Genomic DNA, 16,823 nt, shown 5'->3' with positions numbered 1-16,823 from the left:
AAATGGTAGTATCATTTGTACGAATTGACGACCGTATGATCCACGGTCAAACAGTAACTCGATGGGCTAAAGAAAAGCCTTGTGATGGCTTGATTGCTGTCAACGACGCGGCAGCTTCTAATAAGGTCTTGATCCAAGCCTATAAAGGGGCTTCGGATAAGAAAACCTTTGTTTGGACTAAGGAAGCTTTCAAAGAAAAATCTGCAAAAGTAACGGAATCAGAAACTCGCTATTTCTTGATTACTAAGAACCCCATCGATATGAAAGAAATTTTGGTCGACCAAGGGTTTGTCCCAGGCGATGTCAAAGAAATCATTGTCGGTCCTGCAAATGACCGCCCGGGTGCTGTGAAATTGGGGAACAACCAATCCATCACCCAGGAAGAAGCAGAAGCCATCGAAGCCATTCAGGCTGCAGGCTACAAGGTGAAATTCCAGTTGCTTCCAGATGTATCCATCGGTTACTGGGATGATTTTAAATCAAAATTCGGATTCTAGAGAGGGGAGCATCCTAGCTCTTCGTCACTAAACTATACTTACAAACAAAAGGAGCGTTTGTTATGACAATTTCATGGATTCAAGCAATCTTGCTTGGTATTTTCGCCAGCTTGTCTTCAATGCCTGGTATGGGTGGTTCCAGTATCGGGAACTATACACTTGGTCGTCCCCTAGTTGGTGGGTTAATCTCAGGGTTGATCCTTGGAGATGTGACAACCGGTATCATGGTCGGGGTAGCCCTTCAGGTCGTATATATCGCCTTGGTTACTCCTGGTGGAACTGTATCTGCCGATGTACGGGCTATTTCTTATATCGGAATTCCCCTTTCTATCTTATTTGTTCATGCTAACAATATCACGGGTGAGGCAGCAATTGCAGCAGCAGCAGCCCCAATCGGTGCAGCCGTTGGGACTATCGGTACCGTTCTTTTCTACGGTACTGCGACCATGAACTTGCTTTGGCAACATATCGGTTGGAAAGCCGTTGAAGAAGGAAACTTCAAAAAACTCTATGCAGTTGACTGGGTTTACCCATGGATTTCTCACTTCCTCTTCTCCTTCCTTCCAACCATGATTATCACCAAATACGGTGAAAACATGGTGGATTTGATGAAACAATACCTTCCAATGGATGGTTACTGGATGAAAGCCCTCTTTACAGTCGGTGCCCTTCTTCCATGTGTCGGTATTGCCATCCTCTTGAAGCAAATCGTTACAGAAGTGAGAGACTTCATTCCATTCTTTGTTGGATTTACCTTGGCAAAATCTCTTGGCTTGAACCTGGTAGCGAGTGCGGTAGTTTCATTGATCTTTGCAGTGATCTACTATGAACTTGAAGTGATTAAAACAATGAAAGTCGTCCCTGCTGGAGCAAATGACTTTGACGATGATGAGGAGGATATCTAAGATGGCTGATAAAAAGAAAATTTCAAAGAAAACGCTAACCAAAGCATTCCATCATTGGTATTATGGTCACTTGACTTGTTTCTCTCAAGAACATATGCAAACCTTTGGGTATTTGACTTCGATGCTTCCAATCGTGGAAGAAATGTATGATTCCAAAGAAGAACAAAAAGAAGCCATGCAAACCTATACAGCCTTCTTCAACACTGAGCCCCAACTAGGATCTCTTGTTGTAGGGATCACAGCTGGTTTGGAAGAAGCGCGTGCCAATGGAGAAGCAGTAGATGGCGAAACCATCAACGGGATGCGTGCTGGTTTGATGGGCCCAATCGCTGGGATTGGGGACTCCTTGGTTGTTGGGACCTTAATCCCTGTACTTCTCGGGATTGCCCTTGGTCTTTCTAAAGGCGGAAACATTGCAGGAGCTCTCTTCTATATCGTCGTTTGGAACCTCTTGGTCTACTTAGGCATGCGTTTCGCCTTCTTCAAAGGGTATCACTTAGGGGACAAGGCTGTTGAATTCCTTGTAGGACCAAAAGGACAAGCCCTTCGTAAAGCGATTAGTGTGGTCGGTGGTATGGTCATCGGTGCCGTAGCAGCGACTTGGGTCTCTGTTACAACAGCCCTCGAATTCAAAAATGCTGACGGAGAAGCCTTCCTTAAAATCCAAGAAAAGATTGATGGCGTCTATCCAGGTCTCTTGACTGCTGCCTTTATCACGCTTTGCTGGTGGCTCATGGCGAAGAAGAAAGTCTCACCAAACAAGGTCATGCTTCTCTTAGTCATCATCGCCTTAGCTGGGGTAGCTCTTGGAATCTTTGATCCAGGTCTCAAATACTAAGAGAAAACTGGAAACAGTTTATTGCAACCGGAGCATTGAGAATGAAGTACGTGACCTCCTTTACGAATACTTCATTCTCAATTTTTATTGAAGGAGGCATCTATGCACACCAGACAAGAATTAATAAAAGGGTATGAGACGGAAATTCGCTACCAACGCCATATGTTGGAAAACTTGGGTCGCTGGTTTAGTGTGCTCTTTCTCATGGCCAGTATTGGTGGACTGCTGATTTATTTCTTTCACAAGACTTCCCTCCTATTTTTGATCTTAGGTAGCTTGGTCGCCCTGATTGGAATAGCAGGGATGTTGCTAGTGGGGTATGGGATGTATCGTGGTCGAGCCAACTTACAAAAAGTCATCCAAGCTTACCAACAAAAACTAAATTTGGTTGGCTAGAAATCGAAAACACTTCGAAGAGATTGAGGTGTTTTTTTCTTGACTATTTTTGACCAAGTGATACAATAGAAACATGAGTTAGCACTCGATGTTGAAGAGTGCTAAAATACAAGAACGGAGGAATGACATGTTAAAACCATTAGGAGACCGCGTGGTCTTGAAAGTAGAAGAAAAAGAGCAAACAGTCGGTGGCTTTGTCATCGCAGGAGCAAGTCAAGCTGAAACCAAAACAGCAGAAGTCATCGCTGTAGGTGAGGGAGTTCGGACCCTCAGTGGCGAGTTGGTAGCACCAAGTGTCAAAGTCGGTGATACGGTCTTGGTGGAAAATCATGCAGGCGTTGATGTGAAAGACGGCGATGAGAAGTACACGATTGTTGGGACTGCAAGTATTCTTGCCATTGTTGAAGCCTAAAGAATCAGAAAGGAGAAAGATGTATGTCAAAAGAAATTAAATTTTCATCAGATGCTCGTGCAGCCATGGTCCGTGGGGTGGATATCCTAGCAGATACTGTGAAAGTGACCTTGGGACCAAAAGGTCGCAATGTGGTGCTTGAAAAATCATTTGGGTCACCATTGATCACCAATGATGGGGTGACCATCGCCAAAGAAATCGAATTGGAAGACCATTTCGAAAATATGGGTGCCAAATTGGTATCAGAAGTTGCTTCGAAGACCAACGATATCGCTGGAGACGGAACAACCACTGCGACTGTCTTGACCCAAGCCATCGTCCGTGAAGGGATCAAGAACGTTACAGCGGGTGCGAATCCAATCGGTATCCGTCGTGGGATTGAAGCAGCGGTTGCGACTGCTGTTGAAGCCTTGAAAAACAATGCCATTCCAGTTGCTAATAAAGAAGCCATCGCCCAGGTTGCAGCTGTCTCTTCTCGCTCTGAAAAAGTTGGTGAATACATCTCAGAAGCCATGGAAAAAGTGGGCAACGATGGGGTGATCACGATTGAAGAATCTCGTGGAATGGAAACAGAGTTAGAAGTTGTTGAAGGAATGCAGTTTGACCGTGGTTACCTCTCTCAATACATGGTCACTGATAATGAAAAAATGGTGGCAGACCTTGAAAATCCTTATATCTTGATCACCGACAAGAAGGTATCAAACATACAAGAAATCTTGCCATTGCTGGAAAGTATCCTTCAAAGCAACCGTCCGCTCTTGATCATTGCGGATGATGTGGATGGAGAAGCCCTCCCAACGCTTGTCTTGAACAAGATTCGTGGAACCTTCAATGTCGTAGCTGTTAAGGCACCAGGATTTGGAGACCGTCGCAAAGCTATGCTAGAAGACATCGCGATCTTGACAGGCGGAACTGTTATCACAGAAGATCTCGGTCTTGAGTTGAAAGATGCGACCATCGAAGCCCTTGGTCAAGCAAGTAAAGTGACAGTGGACAAAGATAGCACAGTCATTGTGGAAGGTGCAGGAAATCCTGAAGCTATCGCTAACCGTGTGGCCGTGATCAAATCACAAATCGAAACCACAACTTCAGAATTCGACCGTGAAAAACTCCAAGAACGCTTGGCTAAATTGTCTGGTGGCGTTGCAGTCATCAAGGTCGGAGCTGCAACCGAAACTGAGTTGAAAGAAATGAAACTCCGTATCGAAGACGCCCTCAATGCGACACGCGCAGCGGTTGAAGAAGGAATTGTTGCCGGTGGTGGTACGGCCCTTGCCAATGTTATTTCTGCAGTTGCAACCCTTGAATTGGAAGGGGATGAAGCGACAGGACGCAACATCGTGCTTCGCGCCTTGGAAGAACCTGTACGCCAAATCGCCCACAATGCAGGCTATGAAGGGTCAATCGTTATCGATCGCTTGAAACATGCGGAAGTCGGAACAGGCTTCAATGCTGCAACAGGTGAATGGGTCAACATGATTGAAGCAGGAATTATCGACCCAGTGAAGGTGAGCCGTTCAGCCCTTCAAAATGCGGCTTCCGTAGCAAGCCTTATCTTGACGACCGAAGCAGTGGTAGCCAACAAACCAGAACCAGCTCCAGCAGCGCCAGCTATGGATCCAAGCATGATGGGTGGGATGATGTAATCTGATACCAATGATTGGTGCTAAAGCACCGAATCATTGGACGGTAGCCGCTATGTCGCGGTCTACCTAATCATCTTACTAGCTCAAAGGGAGGAAAGTATCGTTCCTCCCTTTTCACGTCGTAACCCCGTGTCAATTTATTAGGTGGATTTGTAGTTTACGGCAAGTACTATGGTGTCTTGCCGAAGTGTCTTACTAAGAAAACAAAGAAGGCGTTATCGGCCTTCTTTATTTTCTGTCGTAACCTGTGTGCTTGATTGAGGCTATGCCTCTAATCATTTGACGCCAACCGCTATCAGGCGGTTTGGCTAAACGTCTTACTAGCTCAAAGGGAGGAAAGTATCGTTCCTCCCTTTTTCGCGTCGTAACCTGTGTAATAAAGCACCTAATCATTGGACAGTAGTCGCTATGTTGCGACCTACCCAATCATTTTACTTGCTCAAAGAGGTTAGCAGGTCTCCAATCCTCAATCAATCATTGGATGAACTGTCTGACGCAGTAGCTGATTGCCCAAAGCACTGCTTGGAGGTGGCGGATAGGACTTGCGAAGCAAGTTACCTAAATCTTCCCTTCGCTTTTCCAAGCTCGGAAGAGTCCTAATCAGCCTTGGGGGGCGAGAGTGCATATTTATATATATTACAAAAGTTTGTGAAATAAATTTGGCTGAAGCCGGTCTTTTCTACAGATTGGTTTCCTTTCTTGAAGAACCTAAGATCAATCCGATGGGGATCAGAGCAGTTATTTGAGGTGCGGATTTTTGTTTACATATAGTGAAATCACGGGAAGAATAACCTTTGAAGTAGGTGGATAGATAGTTGGTGTTTTGAAGTAACCTGCCTGTTCGATATTTGGAACAAAAATGCAATACAAATTCCTTTATTTTGTAACAAAGATGCGTTAAAATATAGGAAGTAGATAAATGTTCTACACTAGAGCAAGGGGGGAATACTTCCCACATACATGTCTAAAGACAAAAACTTGATCGAATAAATTAAAACTTTTTGATTCTTAATTTTTATCGACCTTTTTCATATTAAACTTTTTCATCCACCCCTTGCTAAGGCTCTTCCAGATTTTTCTGGGGGAGTTTTTTTCTATTTCATAAACATTTCACATTTCTTTTCTATAATAACTATAACAAATGATGAAAGCGCCCATTTTGCATTGCTGTGGGCTTTGAAATGGAGGGTGAGTTCATGCTCTTACAACAGGCAATTGCCTATATTACTCGAAAAAGAACGAGGAATCTGGTTCTCTTCCTGATTCTCCTCTTGATCCTCTCTTGCTTATATTTCTGTTTTTCACTGATGCAAGTAGGAGGAAGGCTGGAGGAACATATCAAACAGTCGGCTGGGACCAGTTTTGCCCTGACCAGTAAGCAGGGGAATACTCCCTTTGCGCTGAAGGAGGCTGAAAAGGTGCAGCGACTAGCTGGGGTGGGAGGCATGGTTCCTCAATATGAAAGTCCCGTTCGCATTCTTGGTAAAGAAGCGGTGACGGGACAGCAGTCGGTGGAGCGAGACGATTTGGGGCAGGAAGCCAAGCAAGCGCTAGGCGCTGTTTTCACCCAGAAGACAGACCAGCACCTGGATTTCCGCAGTGGTAGTTTCCAACTGGTGCAAGGAAAGCACTTATCCGACAAGGCTCGCGGGCAGATCTTGATCCACGAAGAGTTGGCTAAGAAGAACAAGCTAAAGGTCGGCGATTCCTTGACCTTATCCAGCTTTCAGATGGGAGAGACTCCCGCCAAAGAGCAAACCTTTAAAATCGTTGGGATCTTTTCAGGTAAGAAACAGGAAAAATTCACAGGAATGACCTCTGATTTGAGTGAAAACCAAGTCTACCTCCCTTATGAGGATGCGACTAAGCTTCTTGGTCTCAGTCAGCAAGAAGTGACCCAGGTCACCTTTGGAGTCAAAGATCCTGAGAAAATCGATGCCCTCTTGAAGCAAGTTAAAAGCTTGGATCTAGATTGGCAGTCTCTGCGTGTGGTCGAAGATCGCAAGGCCTTTGACCAGATGAAAGAATCCTCTCAGACCTTAGAAGGCCTGGTACGGATCATGATGATCGTCCTCCTAGTGACTGGAGCCGGTGCCCTATCGCTCTTACTCAGTCTCTGGACACGGGAGCGGATCCATGAAATTGGGGTGCTCTTATCCATTGGGAAGAGCAAGGGCCGGATCTTTAGACAGTTCCTCTTGGAGGTGGTGCTGGTATCCTTACTAGCGGTGATCCCAGCCTTTCTCATCGGGCGGATAGTCAGCCATCGTTTCTTAGAACAGTTTGTCGGAGAGACCGGTCAACAGCAGACCCTAGACTTGCTCAACCAAATCCCTCAAGGTCTTTCCTTAGGAATCGCCTATGCTAGCCTCTTATGCTTGATCCTTCTGTCGCTCGGTGTAACTACCAGCATGATCTGGCGCAAGACCCCAAAAGAAATATTAACAAAAATGAGTTAAGGAGAAATGACACATATGTTAGAACTCAAGAATGTAGCCTATAGTTACCAAAGCTATAGTGAAGATATCCTCTCAAATGTGAACTATCAGTTCGAAAATGGGACATTTTACAGTATTATTGGCCAGTCGGGAACTGGGAAATCAACCCTCCTCTCCCTCCTAGCTGGTCTGGACAATCCCAAGAAGGGGCAGGTTCTCTTTGATGGGGAGGACATTCAGACCAAAGGGTCTAGCTACCATCGCAAGCACCATGTTTCCTTGGTTTTTCAGAATTACAATCTGATTGATTATTTGACGCCACTTGAAAATGTCCGCCTGGTCAACAAGCAGGCAGGGAAAGAAATTCTCTTGGAATTGGGATTGGACGAAACGCAAATCAAACGCAATGTCCTCCAACTATCCGGAGGGCAGCAGCAACGGGTGGCCATTGCGCGTGCGCTCGTTTCAGAAGCACCTGTCATCTTGGCTGATGAGCCGACGGGCAACCTAGACGAACAGACAGCAGGTGATATCATTGCGATTTTGAAGAAATTGGCCAAGGAACGCCAAAAATGTGTCATCGTCGTCACCCACAGTAAGGAAGTGGCAGAGGCCTCCGATGTGGTCTTGGAATTGAGTCGCCGTAGCCTCGTTGAGAAGAGCAAGTAAGGAGGGAATGCTATGTTGCGAAATGCTTTTGCTTATATCACACGTAAATGGCCCAAGTCTCTCTTGCTCTTTGCCATCATTCTCCTCATGGGGACCTTGAGCTTGATTGGACTCTCCATGAAGGGAGCGACCCAACAAGCTTCATCGGAAAGCCTGGGATCCATCACCAATAGCTTCTCCATGCAGATCAACCGCAGGACCAATCCAGGAACCCCTCGGGGAGCTGGGAATATCAGAGGAGAAGATATCGAAAAAATCAGCCAGGTAGAGGGGATCACCTCCTCCATCAAGCGGATCAATGCCATCGCAGATATCCTAGACCACGAGATTATTGAGACTGAAGAAACCCTGCAAAATCAATCTCCAGAGCGGGCCAAGCACTTTAAGAATACCTTGATGGTGACAGGGGTCAATGACTCTTCTAAAGAAGATAAGTTTGTCTCTGGAGCCTACAAGCTGGTCCAAGGAGAGCACCTGACAGACAAGGACAAAAACCAAATCCTCATGCACGAAGATTTGGCGAAAAAGAATGGTCTCAAGGTGGGCGATAAGGTGCGCCTCAAGTCCAATCTCTATGATGCTGACAATGAAAAAGGGGCTAATGAAACTGTCGAAGTAACCATTAAAGGTCTGTTCTCAGGGAAGAACCAAGCTCCTCTAACTTACGCCCAAGAATTGTATGAAGATACCCTCATTTCTGACCTAGATACAGCTGCCAAGCTCTATGGCAATACTGTTCAAACAGCTACTTATGAGGATGCGACCTTCTTTGCCAAAGGGGATCAAGACCTCGATAAATTAATCGAAAAAATCAAAGCCTTGGATATCCCATGGAATTACTATGACCTAGTCAAGAGCTCTTCTAACTACCCAGCCTTGCAAAAATCGATCAGCAGTATGTTCCAAGTGGCGAACTACTTGTTTATCGGTAGCCTCATCTTTGCTAGCTTGCTTCTCACCCTTCTCCTCGTCTTGTGGCTCAATGCCCGTCGCAGAGAAGTTGGTATCTTGCTGGCTCTAGGACTCTCCAAGGTGCAGATTGCGGGGCAATTCGTGGCAGAATTAATCATGATTTCCATCCCAGCCTTCCTCCTCTCCTATGGAGTCGCAGGTCTTCTTGCCAAAGGAGTCGGAGATACGGTGCTTAAGAACGTAACCAGTGGCATTGCTAAACAAATGGCTCAAGAATCCTCTGCAGCCAACCTTGGTGGAGGAGCTGAGGCAGAAAGCTTCAGTAAGACCCTGACAGATATCCATATGGACATCCAACCGAGCCAATTGTTGGTGATTGTTTTGGTCGGTGGGCTTCTCTTGATTCTGGTGTCCATCCTTTCTTCTCAATGGCTCTTGCATAAGAAACCAAAGGAACTCTTGGTGGATGTCGAATAAGAGATTGTTTCCTAAAATAGAAATAGGGTATAATAGGAGGTAGAAGTTTCTTAGATAAAAAGGAAAGTGTATGAAGATACTAATCGTAGAAGATGAAGTCCTGATTCGAGAAGGGATGAGCGACTATCTCATGGAATGTGGCTATGAGGTCTTTGAAGCAGGCGATGGGCAGGAGGCCCTGGACCTCTTTCACAGAGAAGCGCCAGATCTAGTCTTGTTGGATATCCAGCTTCCCATCCTTAATGGCTTGGAAGTCCTCAAGACCATTCGCAAGACCAGCTCAGTCCCTGTCCTCATGCTAACAGCCTTCCATGACGAGGACTATAAGTTGACAGCCTTTGGAGAGATGGCAGATGGCTACCTGGAAAAACCCTTCTCCTTGTCCCTCTTGAAGGTCCGTATCGAAGCTATTTTTAAAAAGCTTCAGCCTTCACGGGTCTTCACCTATGGAGAGGCACGGGTGGATTTTGAGAGCTACACAGCCAGCCTAGCAGGCCAAGCCATTTCCATGAATGCCAAGGAGTTGGAAATCTTGGAATACTTGCTCCAGCATGAGGGCAAGGCCCGGACCCGCTCTCAGATCCTCGATGCCGTCTGGAAGGAGACGGAGGAGATTCCTTTTGACCGGGTGATCGATGTCTATATCAAGGAACTACGAAAAAAACTGGAGCTGGACTGTATCGTTACGGTACGCAATGTCGGCTATAAATTGGAGAGGCCATGACCAAACGGAGTATCTTTGCAAAAATCTTTCTGATTACCTTTGCCCTTTTTAGTAGCTTAGTCATCCTTCTCCATGCTTCGGTTTACTTTATTTTCCCGTCGACCTATATCGAGTCCCAGCGCCAGACGATTTTGAAAAAATCGCAAGCCCTGGCTAAGAGTTTCCAGGGCCAGGAAGAAGGGACCATTGAGTCAGTCATCGACCTTTATTCCAAGACCAATGATATCAAGGTGTCTATCAAAGGAAAACAAAAACAAAATGCCCTAGAGGTCAAGGATGACCTGCTCCTGAACCCTGATAGCCAGAACAATTCCCTGGTCATTGAAGAGCGAAAGATTCAGACCAAGGAAGGGAAAGACTTGACCTTGCAATTCTTAGCGACTGTTGATTCGCAAAAGGAAGCGCGGGACATCAGTCTGGGCTTTCTTCCCTATAGTCTCCTTGCTTCCTTTGTTCTGTCGTTGATTGCCTCCTATCTCTATGCCCGCATGATTTCTGCTCCGATCCTTGAGATCAAGCAGATGACCAAGCGGATGAAACGGCTGGATCGGACAGCCAGTCTTCCCATTCATTCGCAGGATGAGATTGGCGTTCTCAAGCAACAGATCAACGACCTCTATCACCATCTTTTAGAGGTGATCGACAATCTAGAGCAGCAGAAACAGGAAAATCTGAAGTTGGAGCAGATGAAAGTCGAATTTCTAAGAGGGGCTTCGCATGAGCTCAAGACTCCTCTGGCCAGCTTGAAGATTATCCTAGAAAATATGCGGGATAAGATTGGCCGCTACAAGGACCGGGACCGCTACCTGGCGGTCTCCCTCGATATTGTCGATGAGATGAACCAGATCGTCCTAGAAATCCTGTCCCTGTCCTCTGTCCAAGAATTGGCCGGAGACAAGGAATGGATCCAGCTGGATCAAGTTTTAGAGCAGATCCTCGACCAGTACAAGGTCTTGGCTCAATCCCGCTCGCTCACGATTGACAATCAGATCTCAGCTAAACCAGTCTATATGGACCCAGCGATTCTGAAATTGGTCCTCTCAAATGTCATCAGTAATGCCGTCAAGCATTCGGATGCGGGTGGAGAGATCCAGCTCCGTCTCGAAGAAGAAGGGACGCACTTGGCGATTGAAAATACCAGCCAGGAAATGGTAGAGACCGCCGAACTGCCAATGACCGCTAGCCGTCAGAAGAAGGAAGGCGGTCTGGGACTCTTCGTGGTCCAACACTTGCTAGACCATGAAGAACTGGCCTATCAATTTGATAAAACGGCTATGGGCTTGCGCTTCCGTATGGAACTGCCCAAAGATCCACAAGAATAAAAAGAGGCTGGGACAAAAGTCCTAGCCTCTCAATTATTTTTGGATTGTTTAGCAAGACGCAGTGGTTGAGTGGGCTCTACTACGCTGATTTCATCAGCTTTTACAGTCCTACTCAACTGTGCGGAGGTGGGACGACGAAATCGAATTCTAACGAATTACCGATTTCTGTCCCACTCTCTTGTATTTAATCAACCTTTTCTACCTTTAGCAATTGGCCGTGTTTTAATTCATAAATGGTATCCACATAGGTCAGGATGGAGCGGTCATGGGTCACCATGATGGCGCTCTTGTTTTTGGATTTGACTTCTTTCTGGATCAACTGGGCGATTTCTTGCCCTCGATCTGGGTCTAGGCTAGCCGTTGGTTCATCGGCCAAGATGACCTGTGGATTTCCGATGAAGGCCCGAGCAATGGCTGCACGTTGTTTTTGTCCACCGGACATCTGATTCGGATATTGGTGGTAACAAGCTTCGATGCCCAGATCTGCCAACAAGGCTTTGACCTCCTCTTGGCGTTTTTTCTTGTCCTTCTCCCCTTTTAATTTGGCCACCAGTTCTAACTGGTCACCGATTTTCATATAGGAGAGGAGCTGGTGATCTTGAAAGATAAAGCCGAGCAATTCCAGCCGTTTTTGCGTCCACTGGCCTTGGTTGAGGCCGGTCAAGTCTTGGCCAGCGATAGAAATCCGCCCCTCGTCCGCTGATAAGAGTAAACCAGCGATAGCTAAGAGAGTGGATTTACCGGATCCTGAAGGGCCCAAGATCGCGACAAATTCGTTGGGTTCGACGCTTAAATTCAGCTGGTTGAGGACATGGTGCATCTGGCTACCATCGGCGTAGGATTTTCTGATATTTTCTAATGCAATAATGGCCATCTTATTCTCCATTTCCACCAATGACTTCGATTGGATCTACTTTTTTGATTTTGACAAGGGACAAGGCACCACACAAAATAGAGGTCAGGATAAAGCTAACCGAGATGGTGAGATTGTCTTTCAGGGTCATAAAGGAAGGGACGCTATTAGGTAAAAATGGTGCCATTATGGTTGCTAAGCCAAGTCCCAGCAACACTCCGATGAGGGAGATAATGGTGAGCTGGGATAGTTGGACATAGGTAATCTGGCTCATGGACATGCCAATAGCCTTCAAGACGCCGAACTGTTTCAACTTCTGCAGGGTCAAGATATAGAAGAAGACCCCAAGGATAGCAGAAGAAGCGAGTAAGAGCACCCACGTAATCATCCGTAGCGTCAGGTTTTGAGCCTTGTAGCCAGGGATTTTATCGATCACTTGCTTCTTATCCGCCACCATTAAGTTGCTGGCTAGATCGCTAGAAGGGATGTCTTTCTTAGTCACAAGGGTTTGGGCTTGCCATTGATAGCTTGGATCTGTCTTTTGCCGCATGCCTGTGTAGGTATCCGAGCTGATAAAACCAATCTCGCTGTAGCCGTATTTGGCATTTTTCGCGAAGGCCACGACCTTGAGTTTTTGCTTAGAAGTTTTGTCAATCACGTGATCGCCGACTTGGATCCCTTCATCCTCTTTGAAAGAACTGTCCAAAATGACCTCGTTTTTCTTTAGGTCGGAGATCTTGAGGTCTGTATCTTCCATGATTGGATTGAGGATTTCTTCTTCGTTGTGATCGGTCGCGAAGTAGGTGATATCCAGAGTATTGGAATCCTCTGTTTTTGAGACGGTTGCCCGCTGGATGGACAAGCCCGAATAGTCCATTCCCTCTATCTTTTGGACCTCATCTAAATCTTTCTCCGTAATGGTTGAGAAGGGGATAATCCCTTCTGAGTCCGTCGAAAGGATGTAGTGTAGCGACCCATAGTTATCGATTTGAGCTGATACCGAACGGCCCAGTCCATTTGTCAGACCGGACAAAAACACCACCATAAACATGAGGATGGTAATGAGAAGTTCAATCAGGATAAACTTCTTGGGTTGGTATTTAATTTCATTCCATGCGATTTTCATATTCGTTCTCCTTTTAGCACGGAGGTGCTCAAGTAGCTTGGCACCTAAACATACTCTACCATCATACCACAAGTGGAGGGATAATATGGGGATGGTGTTTGGGGAAGGGGAAACGGATGTAAAAAGTGCGAGTTCAAAATTTTCAGCCTGTATCACCTTGACAATTCTTGTTAAAACTTGTAGAATGCAAAGGTACTAAGAACCTTTTAAAGTGGTTACTTGCTTTATTTATTATTCCAGTAGAAACTGTGTTAATTCCACAATTTACCATTATCAATTCCTTAGGTTTGGTCAATAATCGTCTTGCGGTTATTATTCCAGGATTGGCGAGTGTATTCAATATTTACTTATTTAGGAATTTCTTTATTGCAATTCCGGAAGGAATTCTCGAGTCTGCAAAGATGGATGGAGCAAGTATCGTTAGAATTTTCTTTAGAATTATGCTTCCAATGTCTAAATCTGCAGTTGCCACAGTTGGTGTTTTGTCATTTATGTCAAGTTGGAATGATTATATTTGACCATTGATGGTTTTGACAGATTCTTCTAAATTTTCAATGCAGGTTGCAATTACAACTACAACTATTAATACAACTCAACCAGTTTATATCAATCAGGTAATGGTTGTATTAACTATTTCAACGATTCCGTTAATTTTGGTCTATGTTATCGCTCAGAAATATATTGTTCAAGGTCTGGGTGGTTCCGGAACGGGAATAAAATAGGATATACTTATGATAAATAAAAAATTTACAGTAGAAAAAGCCAATCGTTTTATAGCAGAAAATAAACATCTGGTCAATACACAATATAAACCTGAGGACCACTTTTCAGCTGAGATTGGTTGGATCAATGATCCGAATGGATTTGTCTATTTTCGTGGAGAATACCATCTCTTCTATCAATTTTATCCTTATGATAGTGCTTGGGGGCCAATGCATTGGGGACATGCTAAAAGTAAGGACTTGGTGACTTGGGATCACTTGCCGGTTGCACTTGCACCTGACCAAGACTACGACCGCAACGGTTGCTTCTCAGGCTCAGCTATTGTCAAAGACGGTCGTCTCTGGCTCATGTATACTGGTCATATTGAGGAAGAAACTGGTGTCCGTCAAGTGCAAAATATGGCATTTTCAGACGATGGGATTCACTTTGAAAAGATTGACCAAAATCCAGTTGCGACAGGAGCAGACTTGCCAGATGAATTAATTGCCTCTGATTTCCGTGATCCAAAACTCTTTGAAAAAGAGGGACGCTATTATTCAGTAGTTGCTGCCAAACATAAAGATAGTGTGGGCTGTGTCGTTCTACTAGGGTCCGATAACCTAGTAGAGTGGCAGTTCGAATCCATCTTTTTAAAAGGAGTAGAACATCAAGGCTTTATGTGGGAATGTCCAGACTACTTCGAGTTAGATGGAAAAGACTGCATTATCATGTCACCAATGCGTTATCAACGTGAGGGTGATTCTTACCACAATATCAATTCTTCTGTTTTGGTAACAGGTAAAGTAGACTGGGAAGCTAAACAGTTCATTCCAGAAAAAGTAGAAGAAATCGACCATGGTCAAGATTTCTATGCACCACAATCATTAGAGGATGATCAAGGTCGTCGTATTATGATTGCATGGATGCAGACATGGGGTCGTACCCTTCCAACCCATGACCAAGGCCACAAGTGGGCATGTGCCATGACCTTACCGCGTGTACTTCGATTGAAGGATGGGAAGTTATTTCAAACTCCTATCAAGCATGGGGACCATCAGATTCAAATTGATGGTGATCAGCGTTATCGTTTGGGAAGCGATACAGATTATGTAGAGTTTGGTTATGATAGCACTGCCAAGCAAGTCTATATCGACCGTAGTCATCTGGCTCAGAAAATCCTCGGTGAAGAGGAAGAAGATACGAGCCGCCGCTATGTAGATGTAGAGGCTAAAGAATTGGAAGTATTTATTGATAAAAATTCCATCGAGATTTTTGTCAATCAAGGTGAAGCCAGCTTGACAGCAACCTATTACTTAACAGTGCCAGCTGAGCTAACCCGAATCGATTAAAAATTAAGTTATTTCTCCTAAAGAAAAAGTTCTCTTTCTATGAATGTGGAAAGAGATTTTTTTGTTTGAATGGATAGTAGAGAAAGGGTAGTGTAAAATAAGTTGTGTAAACACAAAAAGGAATAAATCCGTTATAGTAGAGTTGCAACACATTACTAGAAAGAGATTTATTCCTATGACTCGATTTACCACAGAATTGCTTAATTTCCTAGCTCAAAAGCAAGATATTGATGATATTTTTCGTTCTTCTCTTGAAACAGCTATGAATGCCTGCTTCAAGCAGAGCTATCAGCCTTTTTAGGGTATGAGCCCTATGAAAAAGTAGGCTATAATTCTGGTACTAGTCGTAATGGAACGTATTCATGGAAATTTGAAACCAAATATAGGAAAGTCATGGAAAGTCTGGAGAATCCGGATAATCTTTTAACTTTTTATCAGTTTCCCTACCAGATTTGGCACAGCCTTTATTCGACAAACCTCATTGAGTCTCTTAACAAAGAAATCAAACGTCAAACGAAAAAGAAGGTTTTTTTTCCTAACGAGGAGGCTCTGGACCGTTACCTAGTATTATAATTTCAAGCAAAGTCAGCGAATCCGTAAAGGGTTTGGCCAATGTTCTGACACACTTGAAAGCTTATTTGATTAAAACTTCATAACTCTACTAGAGTTTTTACACATAATTATTGACAGTATTTTTCCTTTCTGAGATAATAAAACGTCAGGAGGTATTATATGTCTAAACAAAAAATTAATCGCTTTGTCGGATCTATTGGAGCTTTTATTGGGATTCTTGTCTTTATTGCATATATTCCACAAATTATCGCTAACTTACAAGGAGAAAAAGCTCAACCATTCCAACCACTATTCGCATCAGTTTCTTGTTTAATTTGGGTAATCTATGGTTGGACAAAAGAACCTAAAAAAGATTGGATTCTCATCATTCCCAATGCAGCGGGAGTGATATTAGGTGGTTTAACTTTTATTACTTCTTTATAAAAATTATATAAACAAAACCAGCAACTTCATAAAAAAGTTGCTGGTTTTGTTCTGCCTATTGCATGAATTTGTAAGAATTTTTCATATTGAAAGTAATCAAAAATATTGAAATATAGCTGATTTTCGGGAGGTGCTTTTAGGTAATTTCAATGAAATGATTTAAAAATGGGGCAAATCAGTTATAGACAAGCAAAAAAGCCTTGTAAATCAAGGCTTTTTCCTGTTAATTTAGATGCCCCCTGCATGAATTTGTATGAAATTTTCATATTGAAAGTAATCAAAAATATTGAAATATAGATGATTTTCGGAAGGTACTTTTAGGTATTTTCAATGTCATGATTTAAAATGGGGCAAAAGTGGGGCAAAAACGAATGACTCACATTTGGTTTGAAAACCTATAATATCTGATGATTATGCTATACTAGAAATATAGTGTTGTTATCAATAAATATCAGTGCGAGACTAATCGGAGGATAAAATGGAAAAACAAATTAATGAAAAAATTATCGAAATGGATAGGGAATATCCCTTTTTATTTTGATTTAAATCAGATTTTTGGAT

The 16,823-nt window shown here is 44.0% G+C and carries 16 protein-coding genes and 2 pseudogenes; 16 read left to right on the top strand and 2 right to left on the bottom strand.

The window, feature by feature from the left end; translation table 11 throughout:
- Positions 1 to 2: 2 nt before the first annotated feature.
- The 11 genes from D8785_RS06020 to D8785_RS05970 all read left to right on the top strand — a co-directional run bounded on the left by D8785_RS06020 (position 3) and on the right by D8785_RS05970 (position 11,236).
- Positions 3 to 497, top strand: a complete 495-nt coding sequence (locus tag D8785_RS06020) for a PTS sugar transporter subunit IIB (protein WP_006595112.1) — start codon at positions 3 to 5, stop codon at positions 495 to 497.
- Positions 498 to 559: 62 nt separating this feature from the next.
- Complete coding sequence (locus tag D8785_RS06015; protein WP_048690546.1) at positions 560 to 1,402, top strand: PTS mannose/fructose/sorbose/N-acetylgalactosamine transporter subunit IIC; 843 nt, start codon at positions 560 to 562, stop codon at positions 1,400 to 1,402.
- Positions 1,386 to 2,240 carry a PTS system mannose/fructose/sorbose family transporter subunit IID gene (locus D8785_RS06010; RefSeq protein ID WP_042361448.1) on the top strand — a complete coding sequence of 285 codons (855 nt, stop codon included), beginning with the start codon at positions 1,386 to 1,388 and terminating at the stop codon, positions 2,238 to 2,240. Before D8785_RS06015 ends, D8785_RS06010 begins: the two co-directional genes overlap by 17 nt.
- A gap of 102 nt (positions 2,241 to 2,342) precedes the next feature.
- Positions 2,343 to 2,636, top strand: coding sequence for a hypothetical protein (locus D8785_RS06005; RefSeq protein WP_048690545.1), 294 nt, complete (start codon positions 2,343 to 2,345; stop codon positions 2,634 to 2,636).
- A 127-nt stretch (positions 2,637 to 2,763) separates the two neighbouring features.
- Complete coding sequence (gene groES / locus D8785_RS06000) at positions 2,764 to 3,048, top strand: co-chaperone GroES (protein ID WP_048690539.1); 285 nt, start codon at positions 2,764 to 2,766, stop codon at positions 3,046 to 3,048.
- A 23-nt stretch (positions 3,049 to 3,071) separates the two neighbouring features.
- A complete protein-coding gene (gene groL / locus D8785_RS05995; protein WP_048789495.1) occupies positions 3,072 to 4,694 on the top strand; it encodes a chaperonin GroEL in 1,623 nt (540 codons plus the stop codon).
- Positions 4,695 to 5,890: 1,196 nt separating this feature from the next.
- On the top strand, positions 5,891 to 7,153 hold the full coding sequence (locus D8785_RS05990) for an ABC transporter permease (RefSeq protein ID WP_125374808.1): 1,263 nt from the start codon (positions 5,891 to 5,893) through the stop codon (positions 7,151 to 7,153).
- A 15-nt stretch (positions 7,154 to 7,168) separates the two neighbouring features.
- Positions 7,169 to 7,801, top strand: a complete 633-nt coding sequence (locus D8785_RS05985; protein WP_009731296.1) for an ABC transporter ATP-binding protein — start codon at positions 7,169 to 7,171, stop codon at positions 7,799 to 7,801.
- 12 nt (positions 7,802 to 7,813) lie between these two features.
- A complete protein-coding gene (locus D8785_RS05980; protein WP_048690534.1) occupies positions 7,814 to 9,190 on the top strand; it encodes an ABC transporter permease in 1,377 nt (458 codons plus the stop codon).
- A gap of 70 nt (positions 9,191 to 9,260) precedes the next feature.
- Complete coding sequence (locus D8785_RS05975; protein ID WP_125374807.1) at positions 9,261 to 9,914, top strand: response regulator transcription factor; 654 nt, start codon at positions 9,261 to 9,263, stop codon at positions 9,912 to 9,914.
- On the top strand, positions 9,911 to 11,236 hold the full coding sequence (locus D8785_RS05970; RefSeq protein ID WP_125374806.1) for a sensor histidine kinase: 1,326 nt from the start codon (positions 9,911 to 9,913) through the stop codon (positions 11,234 to 11,236). The genes D8785_RS05975 and D8785_RS05970 overlap by 4 nt, the downstream gene beginning before the upstream one ends.
- Before the next feature lie 184 nt (positions 11,237 to 11,420).
- On the opposite strand, the gene D8785_RS05960 is transcribed toward D8785_RS05970, so the two are convergent.
- Both D8785_RS05960 and D8785_RS05955 read right to left on the bottom strand, forming a co-directional pair.
- Positions 11,421 to 12,110, bottom strand: coding sequence for an ABC transporter ATP-binding protein (locus D8785_RS05960; RefSeq protein ID WP_003011335.1), 690 nt, complete (start codon positions 12,108 to 12,110; stop codon positions 11,421 to 11,423).
- 1 nt (position 12,111) lies between these two features.
- Entirely contained in the window at positions 12,112 to 13,215 is a 1,104-nt protein-coding gene (locus tag D8785_RS05955) for an ABC transporter permease (protein WP_125374805.1), read from the bottom strand.
- 203 nt (positions 13,216 to 13,418) lie between these two features.
- On the opposite strand from D8785_RS05955, the pseudogene D8785_RS05950 reads away from it, so the two are divergent.
- From D8785_RS05950 to D8785_RS05930, 5 genes and pseudogenes are all read left to right on the top strand, one after another.
- A pseudogene (locus tag D8785_RS05950) lies at positions 13,419 to 13,937 on the top strand (carbohydrate ABC transporter permease); the annotation flags it as partial.
- 9 nt (positions 13,938 to 13,946) lie between these two features.
- Positions 13,947 to 15,266 carry a glycoside hydrolase family 32 protein gene (locus D8785_RS05945; protein WP_048717552.1) on the top strand — a complete coding sequence of 440 codons (1,320 nt, stop codon included), beginning with the start codon at positions 13,947 to 13,949 and terminating at the stop codon, positions 15,264 to 15,266.
- Between the two features lie 175 nt (positions 15,267 to 15,441).
- On the top strand, positions 15,442 to 15,567 hold the full coding sequence (locus tag D8785_RS09980; protein ID WP_431978933.1) for a hypothetical protein: 126 nt from the start codon (positions 15,442 to 15,444) through the stop codon (positions 15,565 to 15,567).
- Positions 15,568 to 15,647: 80 nt separating this feature from the next.
- A pseudogene (locus D8785_RS09975) lies at positions 15,648 to 15,912 on the top strand (transposase); the annotation flags it as partial.
- Positions 15,913 to 15,998: 86 nt separating this feature from the next.
- Positions 15,999 to 16,262, top strand: coding sequence for a SemiSWEET family transporter (locus D8785_RS05930; protein WP_048717558.1), 264 nt, complete (start codon positions 15,999 to 16,001; stop codon positions 16,260 to 16,262).
- Positions 16,263 to 16,823: the final 561 nt, after the last annotated feature.

It is taken from the genome of Streptococcus australis (genome assembly GCF_003943615.1).
Taxonomy (GTDB): Bacteria; Bacillota; Bacilli; order Lactobacillales; family Streptococcaceae; genus Streptococcus; species Streptococcus australis_C.
The sequence above is the reverse complement of the archived record's forward strand: the minus strand, read 5'-3'. Positions and strand labels throughout refer to the sequence as shown.

Excerpts from the sequence above, each read along its gene's own strand:
- D8785_RS05975 (WP_125374807.1), top strand. The coding sequence starts at position 9,261 with ATGAAGATACTAATCGTAGAAGATGAAGTCCTGATTCGAGAAGGGATG.
- groL (WP_048789495.1), top strand. The coding sequence starts at position 3,072 with ATGTCAAAAGAAATTAAATTTTCATCAGATGCTCGTGCAGCCATGGTC.
- D8785_RS06010 (WP_042361448.1), top strand. The coding sequence starts at position 1,386 with ATGAGGAGGATATCTAAGATGGCTGATAAAAAGAAAATTTCAAAGAAA.
- D8785_RS06005 (WP_048690545.1), top strand. The coding sequence starts at position 2,343 with ATGCACACCAGACAAGAATTAATAAAAGGGTATGAGACGGAAATTCGC.
- D8785_RS05990 (WP_125374808.1), top strand. The coding sequence starts at position 5,891 with ATGCTCTTACAACAGGCAATTGCCTATATTACTCGAAAAAGAACGAGG.
- D8785_RS05980 (WP_048690534.1), top strand. The coding sequence starts at position 7,814 with ATGTTGCGAAATGCTTTTGCTTATATCACACGTAAATGGCCCAAGTCT.
- D8785_RS05955 (WP_125374805.1), bottom strand. The coding sequence starts at position 13,215 with ATGAAAATCGCATGGAATGAAATTAAATACCAACCCAAGAAGTTTATC.
- D8785_RS06015 (WP_048690546.1), top strand. The coding sequence starts at position 560 with ATGACAATTTCATGGATTCAAGCAATCTTGCTTGGTATTTTCGCCAGC.
- D8785_RS09980 (WP_431978933.1), top strand. The coding sequence starts at position 15,442 with ATGACTCGATTTACCACAGAATTGCTTAATTTCCTAGCTCAAAAGCAA.
- D8785_RS05985 (WP_009731296.1), top strand. The coding sequence starts at position 7,169 with ATGTTAGAACTCAAGAATGTAGCCTATAGTTACCAAAGCTATAGTGAA.
- D8785_RS05930 (WP_048717558.1), top strand. The coding sequence starts at position 15,999 with ATGTCTAAACAAAAAATTAATCGCTTTGTCGGATCTATTGGAGCTTTT.
- D8785_RS06020 (WP_006595112.1), top strand. The coding sequence starts at position 3 with ATGGTAGTATCATTTGTACGAATTGACGACCGTATGATCCACGGTCAA.
- D8785_RS05945 (WP_048717552.1), top strand. The coding sequence starts at position 13,947 with ATGATAAATAAAAAATTTACAGTAGAAAAAGCCAATCGTTTTATAGCA.
- D8785_RS05960 (WP_003011335.1), bottom strand. The coding sequence starts at position 12,110 with ATGGCCATTATTGCATTAGAAAATATCAGAAAATCCTACGCCGATGGT.
- D8785_RS05970 (WP_125374806.1), top strand. The coding sequence starts at position 9,911 with ATGACCAAACGGAGTATCTTTGCAAAAATCTTTCTGATTACCTTTGCC.
- groES (WP_048690539.1), top strand. The coding sequence starts at position 2,764 with ATGTTAAAACCATTAGGAGACCGCGTGGTCTTGAAAGTAGAAGAAAAA.